Here is a 14,769-nt window from a genome sequence, read left to right as displayed (position 1 = left end):
AAATGGATATGTACAGGAAATATTTCAACAAATACAGAACTATGTTTATTTGTGCTGTAAGCTGTGTTTTTTTTGAGGCAGTATGTGATTTGCTCCAGCCGACTATTATGGCACGGATAATAGATGTGGGAGTGAAAAACAAGCAAATGGGTGAAGTCCTGAACTTCGGACTTGTTATGCTGGGGATTACCGTTTTGGGAGCAGGCTTTGCCGCCACCAGAAATATTCTGGCAAGCAAGGTTTCTCAAAATTTCGGCGCCGACTTAAGATTTGATGTGTTCAAAAAAATTATGAATTTTTCAGAAGCAAGTGCTGACAATATTGAAAGCGGCTCATTGATAACAAGAATGACAAACGACACTTCCCAGGTTACGCAGTTTGTTAACGGGATAATGCGCATATTTCTTAAAGCCCCTCTGACCTGTATAGGGAGTATTACGCTTGCTATAATATTAAGCCCCTTCATGAGCATTGTACTTCTGATTGCTATAGCTATCGTTGCGGCACTTATCACCGTCAGCATGAAAATGAGTTATGTCAGATTTTCAAAGGTACAAAAGGCTATAGACAAGGTCAATACGGTTGTACAGGAATACCTTCTGGGGATAAGGCTGGTCAAAGCCTTCGGAAGGCACAGGGAAGAGGAGGAAAGATTTGACGGGGCAAACTCGGACCTGTTTAAAAAAAGTGTCTCCTCCCAATTGGTCATTGCATATTTTTCACCAGTCATGTCCTTGACGGTCAGCATCGGGATAGCAATTATCCTATACCTGGGAAGTATACTTTTTGCAGGTGGGCGGATTGAGGTAGGCAAGGTGGCGGCATTTATAAATTACATGACTCAGATACTCACATCCCTGATAATGATAACAAATATTTTTAATACCTTTATCCGCACCAAAGCGTCAACCGAAAGAATTGAAGAAATTTTAAAGGGAGAAGAGGATTTTATAAGCGGAGGTATAAAAGATGTATCAGATTTGGAAGGGCTTGCCTTTGATAATGTAACTTTTTCATATCCGGGTGGCAGCGGGATACCTGTTTTAAAAAACCTTTCCTTCAAAATAGATGCAGGAGAAACCCTTGCAGTAATTGGGCCGACAGGAGCAGGTAAATCCACACTTGCCCTGCTTTCCCTGCGCTTTTACAACGTGGGCGAAGGTGCAATATATCTGGGAAAGAATAATATTAATGACATTGATACTACGGTACTCAGAGAGAATATAGCTTTTGCCCCCCAAAGGTCCATACTGTTCACCGGAACCATCTTTGAAAATATATCCTGGGGCAGAGAAAATATTGAGACCGGACAGGTGGTTAAAGCTGCCGAAGATGCACAGGCTCATGACTTTATCAGCAACATGCCCGGGAAATACGACAGCAGTCTGGGCCAAAACGGAGTCAACCTGTCGGGTGGGCAGAAGCAGAGGCTGTCTATTGCAAGAGCACTGGCCAAAGATGCTTCGATAATGATACTGGATGACTGCACCAGCGCGCTGGATGCAATTACAGAGGCCAGGGTAAGAAAGGCCATGAAATGTCAGGATAAAAGGAAGACTGTTATTATGATTACTCAGAGAATAGGTACGGCAATGTCTGCGGATAAGATCCTTGTTCTGGATAATGGAGTAAGGGTTGGCTTCGGAAAACATGAAGAGCTGCTGAGAAACTGCCAGACATACAGGGACATATACAATTCTCAGATAGGGGGTGACTTGGGAGAACATGGCTGATAAGAATCCGACCGATAACATGGATAATATGCCCAAGCTGGGCAAGTGGGGCGGGGGACACCAGAGATTCCAGCCTGCTGCAAAACCCCGGGATACAAAAGGGACGCTGGTTAGGTTGATTAAAATGTTTGTCAAATGGAAGAATTCACTGCTTATTGCCTCGGGTCTTACCATCTTGTCGGCATTGGCCGCGCTGCTTACTCCCTACCTGCTGGGCAGGGCCATCAACACCTTCAGCATAAAGACCAATACGGTGGATAATCCCATGCTTATGACCATACTGGCCGCCCTTGTGGCCTGCTACATTACAAGCTGGATAATTGACACCATTAACGGTTTGCTTATGGCAAGAATAACTCAGGAACTGGTAAAGCATATAAGAGCAGAATTTTTCTCAAAACTCCAGAGAATACCTTTAAACTTTTACGATACCAGGTCACACGGTGATACCATGAGCCGCATAACCAACGATGTTGATAATATCAGCAGTACGGTGGGGCAGGCAACCACACAGCTTATTTCCAGTGTTTTTGCCATCACCGGCTCACTGGTGATGATGCTTGTATTAAGCATAAAGCTTACGCTGGTGGCACTGATAACCATACCTCTGATATTTATGCTTACAAAAACCATAGCGAACCGCAGCAGGAAATATTTTTTAAGCCAGCAGCAATCACTCGGCACCCTTAATGGAGTAATTGAAGAAAGCATTCTCGGCCTTAAAATGGTAAAAGCCTTTAACAGGCAGCAAAAGGTTTTGGGAAACTTCTTAAATGTAAACGGAGCACTGCGGGATTCCTCAATCAAAGCGCAGATATGGGCAGGCTTTCTTATGCCATTTATGAATGTCATAAATAATCTGAGCTATACTTTGATAGCCTGTTCCGGAGGGCTCATGGCGGTAAGAGGATATATATCCGTAGGAGTGGTAGTAAGTTTTCTCACTTACTCCAAACAGTTTGGCATGCCTCTTAACAATATTGCAGGAATGTTTAACACCATACAATCTGCTCTTGCCGGGGCAGAAAGGGTGTTTGAGATACTGGACGAGCAGGAGGAGACACCCGACGGGGATAACCTTAAGGAATTCGTGTGCAGTGAAGGGCGGGTGGAATTCCGGGAAGTGACTTTCTCATATACAAAGGGAAAGACGGTGCTGAACAAGGTCAGCTTTCAGGTTCAGCCCGGTCAGATTATTGCTCTTGTAGGTGAAACCGGGGCAGGAAAAACCACTATAGTGAACCTTCTGACCAGATTTTACGAAACTGATGCAGGTAATATACTTATAGATGGTACGGATATCAGGGACATTTCCAGAAAAGATCTCAGAAATTGCTTTTCCGTGGTTCTGCAGGATACCTGCCTGTTTACGGGGAGTATAGCAGACAATATAAGGTATTCAAAGCCGGAAGCTACAGATGCAGAGGTAAAGGCGGCTGCGGGTATGGCCCATGCCGACGGCTTCATATCAAGATTGCCCAAGGGATATGGAACTCCCGTGTCAGGAAGCTCCGACAATCTGAGCCAGGGGCAGCGTCAGCTCATAGCCATTGCCAGGGCGGTTCTCTGCCAGGCACCCATACTCATACTTGATGAAGCCACAAGCAGTGTGGATACAAAAACAGAAAAGGAAATCCAGTTGGCACTTCTGAAGCTTATGAAAGATCACACCAGCTTTCTCATAGCACATCGCCTTTCCACCATTAGAGATGCGGATAAGATATTGGTTATTGGCGGCGGAGGAATTCTTGAGGCCGGTACACATGCTGAACTTATGGAGAAAAACGGTGTATATTTCCGTATGGTAATCAGCCAGACGGGCATGGAGGAGAGTGCAGGTTGACACCTGAATTACCGGATAATACAATTAATTTGAATAGGTGACTTTCAACTTTTAATCAGGAGATTTAAATTATGTATATAGTCCATGTAAGTATGGAGATAAAGGAAGAATATATTGAAGCATTTAAAGCGGCCACAATGGAGAATTCCCGGTGTAGCCTGCTTGAAGAAGGGGTTTCCAGGTTTGATGTGCTTCAGCAGGTGGATAACCCGGGGAATTTTTTACTTTGCGAGGTCTACCGCACCCCTGGGGATCAGCTAAAACACAGGGAGACTGAGCACTTTAAAAAATGGAAGGCAGTGACTGCGGAAATGCTTCAAAAACCATATACTTTTGTAAAGTACGGAAATTTAAGCCAGGAGCAGTTAAAGGGACTTGCAGATTAATGTGAGGAGGGCAGAGGAATATGGCTGCCTTTGATAGGTATACAGTTTAAGGCTGCCTGGCAGGGTAAACGGGGGAGGCTATATGAAAAAGCTTGTAGCGGCAATGGTTATTGTGGGAATCATACTTGCGGGGTATTTTGGCTTGAAGGGAATCCAGTCCTATATTGATTTGAGGAAATATCAGCAGCAGGTAAAGGATATTGAGGTAGAAAATGTTGATCTGGCGCATATCCAGGACGGCATATATGTGGGAAAAGCAGAGGTTTTGTGGATTGCCGCCGAAGTAAAAGTCATCGTAAAGGATCACAAGATAGAAAGCGTTGATTTGCTCAGACACAAAAATGAACGTGGTACGGGTGCAGAGGTGATTCCGGAAAAGGTGGTGGAAGCCCAGTCTCTTCAGGTTGACACGGTATCGGGAGCCACGAACAGCAGCAAGGTTATATTAAAAGCCATAGAAAATGCATTGGAAAGCGGCCTGCTGCAAAATGACAGCGGAACAAATTAATTTTAACGTGCAGAGCAGGTACTATACGCGATAATAGAATAATTAAAACACATTATCTTCATAATATTAATATTAATTATGGAGGTAATAGCGTGAAAGATACATGTGGTAAGTCAAAGTGGATTTCACGCAGTGAAAGCCACTACGTGTCTTTCATTACTATTTGTGTACGCGCCATGCGCGTAGATAGGAGATAAAATGGGACAATTATTATCCTGGTTGTTATTTATTCCGCCCTGGCTGCTGCTCATCCCTTTAAAACGCAGGAAGATGAAAAAGTTTTTATCTGTTGCATTTTTCACATCCCTGATGGGCTCCACACTTTTTCAGGCAGCGCACGTGTGGAACTGGTGGACAATCACAGATAACCTTGTATTTTTAACGGATATATCTTCTTTTGTGTATGGATTATCTCCGGTTACGACGATTTTGGTATTTTATTTTACCTATCCTAAGTTGTGGCTGTATCTGGGAACGAACATTGTTTTTGATGCAATACAGGCTTTCGTAATAAGCCCCTTTGTTTTTGAAAAGGCAGGACTGTACAGCCTGGTTAATATAAATCACTTCATATTGTTTTTGTTGATATTTATGCAAGCCCCTGTTATATACATCTATCAGAGATTTTATGATGCCAGGTCAGGCCCGGAGAACTCTTGAAAACTTGAATACCGGATATGTGAGAACAGGGGGGCTGTGAACAGCCCCCCTGCCAGGTTACCTGAATCTTGGCATATCATCCAGATTCTCCGCATCAGGATTATTTGGATCTGCACTCAGATATTCTCCGCCGTTCTTTCCTCTGACAACATTATAGCCTTCGAGAACGCCTTGTTTGGCCATCAGCACGGCATAATTAAAAGAGCAGGTATTACCGTTTTCAAACATAACTTCAGTAATAACACCGTCGTCATTCCTTTTGACCCTGGTAATTCTGGTTCCAAGTTTCATACGGCATCTCCTTTCTCCCGCCAATTTTAAAAGAACTGCAATATTAGTTTTTCAATAAATAAAAACATTACACTAACAAAAATATGAACTTTTATATAAACTGTAAATAAAAAACGGCCTGTTGAATAATATTGGAACATTTTTCATTTAAGGGCAGTCTAAGTTTATATAAGCCGGCTGATAGCAATACCATATATTACGAGTGCGCGTGTACGTTAAGATATGCGCGGGAGGAGAGATTAGCATGAAGAAAAGAATTTCAGGGATTTTACTCGCCGGAGTTATTTTATTTTCCGGTTCAGTTACTTTTGCTCAGACTGCAATTAAAGTTGATAATATTGTTAAAGTGAATTTTTCCGATATAACAGGCCATTGGGCCGACGGAGCTGTTCAGGCTCTTGTAAGTCAAGGTGCGATACCTTTCAGTGAGGATAAGTTTATTCCCGGGAAGGCCATAACCAGGGCTGAATTTGCTGTAATGCTGCACAAGGCGCTTGAAATACAGATTTCATATTTCAAGGAGCCTCAAATAAAGGATTACTTTGAAGATATCCGTCAGGAGGAGGGGTATGCACCCGCTGTGATTGATCTTGTTACCGCCGGCGTCTTTGAAGGAAAGGGCACTTTCAAGCCCCAGGCTTCGCTGACAAGGGAAGAGATGGTCCACTATATAATGAAGGCATACAAGTACAAGATGGGAGATTTGTATGCATTAATTAAAATAGGCCCCGCAACCTTTGCGGATGCTGATGAGATAACTCCCGGATATGGTGCGGATGCGGCAAGAGCCCAATTGTACAAGCTGATTGAAGGTTCCGGCAACAACCTGTTCCATCCACAAAAGGCAGCAACCCGTGCTGAAGCCGCCGTTGTTGTAAGCAAGCTGACAAAGGTTCTGGATGAGCAGCTCCAAAAGATTGTTGTAAGCCCGGATGCCATTTTAACAGAGGATGCCATTGAAATGAAAATCGATATAATCAACAACACTGAAAAAGAAGTGGTTTTAAACCATTCTTCCGGGCAGAAGTTCGATTTTGCCATTCTGGATGCAGACAAAAAGGTTATTTACAGATGGTCGGCAGACAAGATGTTTACAATGGCACTTACAAGTACTGTCATAGAACCGGGAAAGACCCTGGAGCTGGGAGATACTCTGACCGGGGAGCAGTTCAAGGAAATAAAGGACAGGATGGCATATATGAAAGCATATGTAATAGGCAAATCAGATTCATTTATAATCAGGGACGACGGATATGAAATGAAGCTGAGATAAGGCAGCTAAAGATAAGAGAGAATACCTGCAGCGAAATGCAAAGTGCAAGGTGTTATAAGGACAGAGAAATAACGGGGGATTCGCAGAACTATGTTTAAGGCTGCGGATTTTCCGTTTATTTTTTACAGGATTTATAAATGAATTGAAATATTTTCAGCGTAATAGTATTATAAATAGGTAACATTGGAATAATCTTTCAGGAGGATTTACAATGGACAATATTGAACAGCCCATAACAAATAAAAAATATCCGGGGCCGGTTGCAGCAGGACTATTTTTCTCACTGACTACGGTATTTCTGTCGTATGGAGGAAATATTCTGCCTTTCAAGAACAACTACCTTAAAAGTGGGGTAGGTGAAGTTCTGTTTGTCTTGTTGCCGGTACTGGTTTTCTTGCTTATAGGAAAATACAATTTGAAGGATACGCTGAAGCTCAGGAAGACAAAGCCCATAAACTACGTGATACTTGTATTTTTGACCATATTTGGGCTGCCGGTGGCGGGAGTATTGAATGCGGTGGTCGTGCTTCTCATAAAATTGATTTTTGGCAGGAACCTTCCTGTTCCGCAAATGGCTATACCCGACCTTCCTACGCTTTTAATCGCACTGCTGGTCATTGGTGTCTCAGCGGCCGTCTGTGAAGAAACCCTGTTCAGAGGCTTGATAAGCAAGGGCTATGAAAGGATGGGGGCAGTGGGCTCCATTATACTGACTTCCGTACTGTTTGGAATTCTTCACAGGGATTTGCAGAAGATTGTGAGCACCGTCCTGCTTGGAGTTCTCTTCGGGTTCATGGTATACAGGACAAAAAGCATATATGCCGGCATGATCGCACATTTTACCAATAACTCGGTAGCTGTACTGCTGACATATTCATCAGCTAAAATGCTGGAAAGAATGAATGATATGGGTATCGAGCAAATGGAAACCTTTGATTTTTCAAAAATACCCACAGCGTCTCTGGTAATTGTTGCAGTATTTTATGGAATACTGTTTATAGGCTGCCTTGGAGGGTTTATTGGCCTATTTTATGCCTTTATGAAAACAACAGAGGAAAATTTTAAAGCGTCTTCCCACCTGAGCCAGCTTTTAAATAATACTGCAGAGCAAAGTCCTGTGGGTCTGACGGCACACCTGGAGAAAAAAAGCCGCTTCAGTGTGGCAGCACTTATAAGTGTGCTGCCGGGTATACTTCTGATATTTTTGGTATTTGTGGGACAAATCCTTGAACTCATGAATATAAAATCAGGCCTTATATTTTCCTTTTTAAAAACCCTGGGGTTGAATTAACCCTTAAGACTCCTGATATCCTGGCCTGCCAGCACAAGTCTGTCAAAGTGTCCCATGATTCTGGAGGTAATCCGCTCGGTGTACAAATCAAAAAGCTTTTTGGGACCGAGATTTGTAGATATGATGGTTTTGCACGCGGTCTTGCTGTTTTTGGCTTGCCGCGTGTTGAGTATGTTCAGAAGTTCAGCATATCTGGAATCGCTTAATGTCTCAGTTCCCAGATCGTCTATAATCAAAAGCTCAACAGTAAATATGCTTTGATATTTATCGTCATTGTAATTTTCTTCTTTATAAGCCCGCATTTTGTGCTCTGTAATAATATCAAACAGGATAGGTGCGGTTAAGTACAGCACTGTTCTGCCCCTGTTTAAAAGCTCCCTGGCAATACACAGGGAAAGGAAGGTTTTCCCCACACCTGTGCGGCCACTGAAAAACAGATTTTTGCATTCCGGGTTGTCTATGTTCTCGGTAAAATCCAGGCAGATTTTCTTAATGCTCAGCATGTTCTCGCGGGGTGATATTGAAAGACCGTACTTCTCAGCATCTATCTCCTCCGGGTATAAGGCCTCGTTAAAATTTTCAAAGCATTCGTCCCCGTTAAGACTTACATTTGAAAGAGCAAACAGGTGGTTGATTACCTGCTGCTTGTAGCAGGAACACTTTTGTGATCCGGAAGGCCCTGTAATATAACCTGTATCCCTGCATTTTTCGCACTCAAACCTTGGACTGAAGAAATCGGGACTGATATTATTCGCCTCAAGTATAGCCTGTTTTTCAGCAGAAAGCGACTTCAGATGCCCGTCAAGTTCCTCTATAAGTGCCGGAGAGGAACCGCCTGCACCAAGAATCAAACGATTATACCTAAGTCCCATGTGGCTTATCTGGCTGTCAATCTCGTATAATCTGGGTATATCTGCGTACAGTTGGGCCTTTCGCTGGCTCACAAGGCTTGCCGACTGCTTCTGCCTTCTCTCGTATTCTCTTGCTATAACATTATGTATATCTCTGTTCATACAAACCCCGTTAATTTGCAGCTTTCTCAAGTCTTATTGGTATTGGTGAAAAAGCTGTCATAATAGTCTTCATCATACTTTCTCTGGTCGAAGTTATCTCTCTGTGACTCCCTGGAAGCAGGTTTTGAAGCTGATGGGCCATTTTGGCTGCTTTGATACTGTGCCCTGACGCTTGCCTCATAGCCATTAATCTCCTGTGCATTGGTCAGGCCAAGTTCATACCATTTTTTGAGTACATTGTTGAGGAATCTGAAGTCCGGGTTGGTTTTTCCAACCGTCTTCTTAAGTGCAATTTCTATAACCTCCATATTGTACTTATATTCTATAACCCATTTCTCAACAAACTCAGTCTCGTATTCGGTAAGGGCTCTGCGCAGCCGAAGTTTTTTGATTATGGTACCCTTTATGCCCCTTACCTGGGACATTTCTTCAAAGTATTTTTCAAGGTCAAAGAAGTTTTGTATTCCGCGACGGTGCCAGTTTGATGCAACTGCCTCTATATAGCTTTTGTGAAAGGTATTATTGTCATGACAATACTTAAAAAGCGTGTACATGACATCTTCATCAAACTTATAAATTGAAAACCAGGTGTCTATGGTCAAATACCAGTTTGGAGGCATAAGGCCCTGAAAAAATTTCGAGTTTATGGCGGAAAGAGTGTTGTTCCTGCTCTTGTTCTTCTCAAAATTTTCATTTGCCGTCTCAGGTGTAGAGACGGATTTAAGCTTGTAAATACGCTTGGTTTCGGCATCCTTCAAGTCAATAATCTGTATCTTGTCCTCTACCCAGTTAATCACCTCCAGATTATCCAGGCTTGTAAGCGCCGCTTTTACTTCATCGAGGGGCAGGTTAAGTGTTTTGGCCAGCTCATCGGTAGTGGCCTTTTTACTATGCTTGCATAAAAATAAGATATAAATATAGACTTTTATGCAGGTACTGTCCATGGATGGCATATATTGACTGATAAAAATATCTGACACAGCGGTGTCAGAATATAAAATCGACTTAAAGTCCTCAAAATACATTAATGCTCCTATCTGTGCGCCTGAACAAGGAAGTGGGCACACAAACAAATAGTGTTGTTATAATTTTATTATTATTCCTGAAAATCAAAGTAACTGCTGTAAATATTATAACATAGAAAGAATGAATTATATTGAATTTGTTTTTCAATATAATTAAAAATCATTTATACGTCTATTCTGAATATGGGGCATATAAGACGGTCATACATTAAAAAATGAATAACGCCATGATGCACGGTTTCATAAATACTTAAAAACAGTTGATAAATGCAAGATTTAAAGACAAAAAAGGAGTTTTTTGCAGGATTATTTTTATTTTATGCAAATCATATTGACACCGGACAAATCAGAGTGGTAAACTAATGTTATCAAAAGCAAAGACGCTGCAGAGGTCAACTCTGCGGTGTTTTTTTATTTAAGGCTCTATGCCGGAGTTCGGACGGAGGGGCATATTACACGAGGGCGTGTACCTGAGAAGGATTTTTCTGCGGGTATGCGCTTTTTTATTTAAAATTGCACAGGGGAGATGGGTTATATGTTCCAGGCGGTAGACGTGATATGGACATTGGTGGCTGCAGCTTTGGTATTCTTTATGCAGGCAGGCTTTGCAATGGTTGAAACAGGTTTTACCAGGGCAAAGAATGCAGGAAATATCATAATGAAAAATTTAATGGATTTTGCACTGGGATCCTTGGTGTTCTGGGTAATAGGGTTTGGCCTTATGTTTGGAGCGAGCGAGGCAGGAATAATAGGTGTGCCCAGCTTTTTTGCAACAGGCGGCGGTGTGGTACCTTCACTCCCGGGGCCTGTATTCCTGATCTTCCAGACAGTATTTTGTGCGACTGCCGCAACAATTGTGTCAGGTGCCATGGCTGAGAGAACAAAGTTTATAGCCTACTGCATATACAGTGTAGTTATAAGTGCTTTGATTTATCCGGTATCCGGACACTGGATATGGGGTGGCGGATGGCTGTCCCAAATAGGATTCCATGATTTTGCAGGCTCGACAGCAGTACACCTGGTAGGCGGTATCGCTGCTTTTATCGGGGCAATGCTGTTGGGGCCCCGTATGGGAAAGTATGACAACAACGGTAAGCCGCGGGCCATTCCTGGACATAGCCTGACGCTGGGAGCACTTGGTGTGTTTATATTATGGTTTGGCTGGTTTGGCTTCAACCCCGGTTCAACCATATCTGCTACAGGCGACGACACACTTGTAAAAATGGGCTCCATATTTGTTACCACAAACCTGGCTGCTGCAGCTTCTGCAACGGTTACAATGATTATTTCCTGGGTCAGATATAAGAAACCTGATGTTTCTGTGACATTAAACGGAGCTCTGGGGGGTCTTGTGGCTATAACTGCAGGCTGTGATGCGGTGAGCCCGGCAGGTGCCGTGGCCATAGGTGCCATAGCTGCAGTAGTTATAGTATTTGGCATAGAATTCATTGACAAGGTTCTTAAGGTAGATGATCCTGTGGGTGCCATAGGGGTACATGCACTTTGCGGCGCCGCCGGTACAATACTGGTGGGTATATTTGCCGCAGATGGGGGGCTTGTATACGGAGGCGGCCTCCGCTACGTGGGTGTTCAGGCACTGGGTGTCCTGGCAGTAGCCGCATGGGTAGCCGGTACAATGCTGATTCTATTTACTGTAATTAAGAAAACCGTGGGCCTCAGAGTTTCCCGCGAAGAAGAAATTGCCGGCTTGGATATTGGGGAGCATGGCCTTACGAGCTCATATGCGGATTTTATGCCCACGCTGCTGGTAACAGAAGCAGGAGAAGAGGGTGAAGTCAATATTGATGCTGCCGTTCCTACAGTATATAGGAAAGCAGACACTTTAACAGCTTCAGATGTAAAAATGACTAAAATAGAGATAGTAACCAAGCAGAATAAGTTTGATGCACTTAAGGTTGCATTAAATGACATAGGCATTACAGGTATGACGGTATCAAATGTTCTTGGCTGCGGTATGCAAAAGGGCAGTACTGAGTATTACAGGGGTATTGAGGTTGAAATCAAGCTTCTGCCCAAGGTAAGAGTTGAAATAGTTGTTTGCAAGATACCGGTGGAAACAGTCATAGATACTGCAAAAAGGGTGCTGTATACCGGAAAAATCGGAGATGGAAAGATTTTTGTCTATGATGTGGAAAATGTAGTAAAGGTCCGCACCGGTGAAGAAGGCTATGATGCACTTCAGGACGATGAATAGAAATGAGTCGTGTTTTTAAAATGCGTAAAACCGATTCTGTCGGTTTCCTATAAACACATTTAACCTGGAAAAAGACCCTTGTGAAAACCACAAGGGCTTTTTTCAGCCTGTTTTTCAAAAAGGTTAATAAAAGCGTGTACTATTTCATAATGTATGTTTAATTTACAGATGCCAGGGTATAACTATATCATAATAAAAATAATAATTGTGGTGGGAGGTATACATGCTTAGCGAAAAGATTAACAAAATTTTAAATGAACAGATACAAAAAGAATTTTTTTCAGCCTATCTGTATCTAGGTATGGAGGCGTATTTTACAAGCTTAAACCTTGACGGCTTCGCAAATTTTTTCAGAGTTCAGGTTCAGGAAGAACGGGACCATGCCATGAAATTCTTTAACTATATAAATCAAAAGGGAGGAAAGGTTGAACTGCTTCAGATAAATGCACCCGAAGCAAATTTTGAGTCGGCGGAGGAAATCTTCGCACTTACCCTGGGGCATGAGCAGTTTGTAACCCAATCCATATACAATATTGTAAATGCAGCACTTGACGAAAAGGATCATGCTACAAATACCTTCCTGCAATGGTTTGTTACGGAACAGGTTGAAGAAGAGGCAACCATGGAAAAGTATCTTAGGAAGCTCCAATTGATTAAAAATGATCCAAACGGACTGCTTATGCTGGATGCAGAACTTGCTCAAAGGGTTTATACTCCTCCGGCGGCAGGAACCATTTAAATCGTTTGATTTATTTGTCTTATTCACAAGTTTCACTTGAAAACCCTGAAAACAGACTTTGAAACCGGTAAGAGAAAGCCCGCTTGAATCAAAATTCAGCGGGCTTTTTACTTTACATTTTTCAGAGTGTTTGATTTACAGTATTTTATAACCGGGTATTGTACTATTTGAAGGATGCCCAGTTAAATAATACGAAGCCAAGCTTTGTATTTACAACGCCATCCAAATTCTTTGCCACGTCAACAGGCTCGGTGTAGAAATAGAGTGGGGCAATTGCAGCGTCATCCATAAGAACTTTTTCAGCATCATGGAATAATTGTATACGTTTTGCACCATCAGTTTCTTTTCTTGCTGCGGCTATGAATTCATCATATTTTGGATTGCTGTATTTTGCATTGTTCTGTCCGTTTCCGGTTGTAAATATATCCATAAAGGTTGAAGGATCCATATAGTCACCAATCCAACCGTTTCTGTTTATATTATAAACTCCGTCTTTTCTTGACTGCTGGAAAACATTCCATTCCTGAGCGAGAACTTCAACTTCGACGCCAAGCTTTTCCTTCCACATCTGCTGCAATGCTTCAGCAACAGGTTCATGGCCTGAACCGGAATTTAAACCGAAAGTGGTTTTCGGGAATCCTTTTCCGTCAGGATATCCAGCTTCTGCCAGAAGCTTTTTGGCTTCTGCCACATTCTTATCGTAATCCTCGGCTTTTGTTGAAATATACTCGCCGGCAGTTGTACGGAAGTCAGGTTCCTGCTTTACATCTGCAATTCCGTAAGGGATAAAGCCAGAAGCCGGAGTTTCTCCGCCCTTTTTAACCTTTTCAACAAGGTAATTGCGGTCTACTGCAAGTGAGAAAGCTTTTCTTATCTTCGGATTATCGAAAGGAGGCTTACTGTTTACAAGGTCAACGTAATAGGTTCCCAGCAGTGGCAATATCTTAAGTGTGCCAGCCGCCTTTTCAGCAGCAAATTCATCTGTAGGAATGTTCTTGGCATATTGAACCTGTCCATTCTTAAATGCGCTTAATATGGCATTTTGATCGTTCATAAGATACCATTCGATTTTCGGAGCAACTATAGAGGCCTTGTCCCAATAGGTTTCACTTTTTTCAAAAGTGATTTTTGAATCATGCTCCCAGCTTGTGAGCTTATATGGTCCGTTTCCAACATAGGTGTCAGGATTAAGAGCCCACTTTGTAGCGTCTTTTGTTACTATGTCCTCTCTCTGTGGAACCAGCGCAGGGAATGCAACAATTTCGGTAAAGAATGGGCATGCATTCTCAAGAGTTACTTCAAGGGTTTTTTCATCAACGGCTTTAACACCCAAGGTGTTGGCATCGGCTTCACCGGCGTTGATTTTTTCACCATTTTTGACAAAATAAATGTAATATGCGTAGTCTGCGGCAGTGTCCTTATTTACGGTTCTTTTCCAGGAATAGACGAAATCATTTGCGGTCACATCTTTTCCGTCGGACCATTTTGCATCCTTACGGATATGGAAGGTCCAAACAAGGCCGTCTGTACTGGTTTCCCACTTCTCAGCGGCACCTGGAACGATAGTTCCATCCTTTCCTATAGTAGTCAAGCCTTCAAATGCACATAAGATATAGTTTCCTCCGTCAACAGCATTGTTAAGTGACGGATCAAGAGTCTTAGGCTCGGATGCTATGGTCGCACTGATGGCTTTTACCGAGCTTCCGGTGTTTCCGGTAGCTCCGCAGCCGGCAAATACGGTAATGATAGCTGCGATAGCAAGAACAAGTGATAATATTCTTTTCATAATTTT

13 protein-coding genes are annotated in these 14,769 nt (G+C 42.6%); 9 read left to right on the top strand and 4 right to left on the bottom strand.

Annotated elements, in window-relative coordinates; genetic code table 11:
- The first annotated feature begins 2 nt into the window (after positions 1 to 2).
- The 5 genes from CLHUN_RS03470 to CLHUN_RS03450 all read left to right on the top strand — a co-directional run bounded on the left by CLHUN_RS03470 (position 3) and on the right by CLHUN_RS03450 (position 5,130).
- Complete coding sequence (locus CLHUN_RS03470; RefSeq protein ID WP_080063170.1) at positions 3 to 1,733, top strand: ABC transporter ATP-binding protein; 1,731 nt, start codon at positions 3 to 5, stop codon at positions 1,731 to 1,733.
- Entirely contained in the window at positions 1,726 to 3,576 is a 1,851-nt protein-coding gene (locus CLHUN_RS03465) for an ABC transporter ATP-binding protein (protein ID WP_080063169.1), read from the top strand. The genes CLHUN_RS03470 and CLHUN_RS03465 overlap by 8 nt, the downstream gene beginning before the upstream one ends.
- Before the next feature lie 71 nt (positions 3,577 to 3,647).
- Complete coding sequence (locus tag CLHUN_RS03460; protein WP_080063168.1) at positions 3,648 to 3,962, top strand: putative quinol monooxygenase; 315 nt, start codon at positions 3,648 to 3,650, stop codon at positions 3,960 to 3,962.
- 82 nt (positions 3,963 to 4,044) lie between these two features.
- Complete coding sequence (locus CLHUN_RS03455; RefSeq protein ID WP_080063167.1) at positions 4,045 to 4,470, top strand: FMN-binding protein; 426 nt, start codon at positions 4,045 to 4,047, stop codon at positions 4,468 to 4,470.
- Positions 4,471 to 4,668: 198 nt separating this feature from the next.
- Positions 4,669 to 5,130, top strand: a complete 462-nt coding sequence (locus CLHUN_RS03450; RefSeq protein ID WP_080063166.1) for a hypothetical protein — start codon at positions 4,669 to 4,671, stop codon at positions 5,128 to 5,130.
- Positions 5,131 to 5,187: 57 nt separating this feature from the next.
- On the opposite strand, the gene CLHUN_RS03445 is transcribed toward CLHUN_RS03450, so the two are convergent.
- Positions 5,188 to 5,421: a DUF3892 domain-containing protein gene (locus CLHUN_RS03445; protein ID WP_080063165.1), complete on the bottom strand. Its 234-nt coding sequence runs from the start codon at positions 5,419 to 5,421 to the stop codon at positions 5,188 to 5,190.
- A gap of 244 nt (positions 5,422 to 5,665) precedes the next feature.
- Here CLHUN_RS03445 and CLHUN_RS03440 point away from each other — a divergent pair, with 244 nt between their 5' ends.
- Positions 5,666 to 6,694 carry an S-layer homology domain-containing protein gene (locus CLHUN_RS03440; protein ID WP_080063164.1) on the top strand — a complete coding sequence of 343 codons (1,029 nt, stop codon included), beginning with the start codon at positions 5,666 to 5,668 and terminating at the stop codon, positions 6,692 to 6,694.
- 211 nt (positions 6,695 to 6,905) lie between these two features.
- Positions 6,906 to 7,985 (top strand): type II CAAX endopeptidase family protein, encoded by a 1,080-nt coding sequence (locus CLHUN_RS03435; RefSeq protein ID WP_080063163.1) that lies wholly within the window; start codon positions 6,906 to 6,908, stop codon positions 7,983 to 7,985.
- Here CLHUN_RS03435 and CLHUN_RS03430 read toward each other — a convergent pair.
- Both CLHUN_RS03430 and CLHUN_RS03425 read right to left on the bottom strand, forming a co-directional pair.
- Positions 7,982 to 8,998 (bottom strand): ATP-binding protein, encoded by a 1,017-nt coding sequence (locus CLHUN_RS03430; RefSeq protein ID WP_080063162.1) that lies wholly within the window; start codon positions 8,996 to 8,998, stop codon positions 7,982 to 7,984. The genes CLHUN_RS03435 and CLHUN_RS03430 overlap by 4 nt on opposite strands.
- 26 nt (positions 8,999 to 9,024) lie before the next feature.
- Positions 9,025 to 10,023, bottom strand: coding sequence for a DnaD domain protein (locus CLHUN_RS03425; RefSeq protein ID WP_080063161.1), 999 nt, complete (start codon positions 10,021 to 10,023; stop codon positions 9,025 to 9,027).
- Between the two features lie 535 nt (positions 10,024 to 10,558).
- On the opposite strand from CLHUN_RS03425, the gene CLHUN_RS22655 reads away from it, so the two are divergent.
- Together CLHUN_RS22655 and CLHUN_RS03415 are read left to right on the top strand one after the other, a co-directional pair.
- The gene (locus tag CLHUN_RS22655; RefSeq protein ID WP_080063160.1) at positions 10,559 to 12,238 is read left to right on the top strand and encodes an ammonium transporter; all 1,680 of its coding nucleotides are present in this window, start codon (positions 10,559 to 10,561) and stop codon (positions 12,236 to 12,238) included.
- 223 nt (positions 12,239 to 12,461) lie between these two features.
- Positions 12,462 to 12,977: a ferritin gene (locus CLHUN_RS03415; protein ID WP_080063159.1), complete on the top strand. Its 516-nt coding sequence runs from the start codon at positions 12,462 to 12,464 to the stop codon at positions 12,975 to 12,977.
- A 163-nt stretch (positions 12,978 to 13,140) separates the two neighbouring features.
- On the opposite strand, the gene CLHUN_RS03410 is transcribed toward CLHUN_RS03415, so the two are convergent.
- Positions 13,141 to 14,763 (bottom strand): peptide ABC transporter substrate-binding protein, encoded by a 1,623-nt coding sequence (locus tag CLHUN_RS03410; RefSeq protein ID WP_080063158.1) that lies wholly within the window; start codon positions 14,761 to 14,763, stop codon positions 13,141 to 13,143.
- Positions 14,764 to 14,769: the final 6 nt, after the last annotated feature.

The organism is Ruminiclostridium hungatei (assembly GCF_002051585.1).
Lineage (GTDB): Bacteria > Bacillota > Clostridia > Acetivibrionales > DSM-1351 > Ruminiclostridium > Ruminiclostridium hungatei.
Note: the sequence above shows the minus strand (reverse complement) of the source record. Positions and strands in the feature narration are given on the sequence as shown.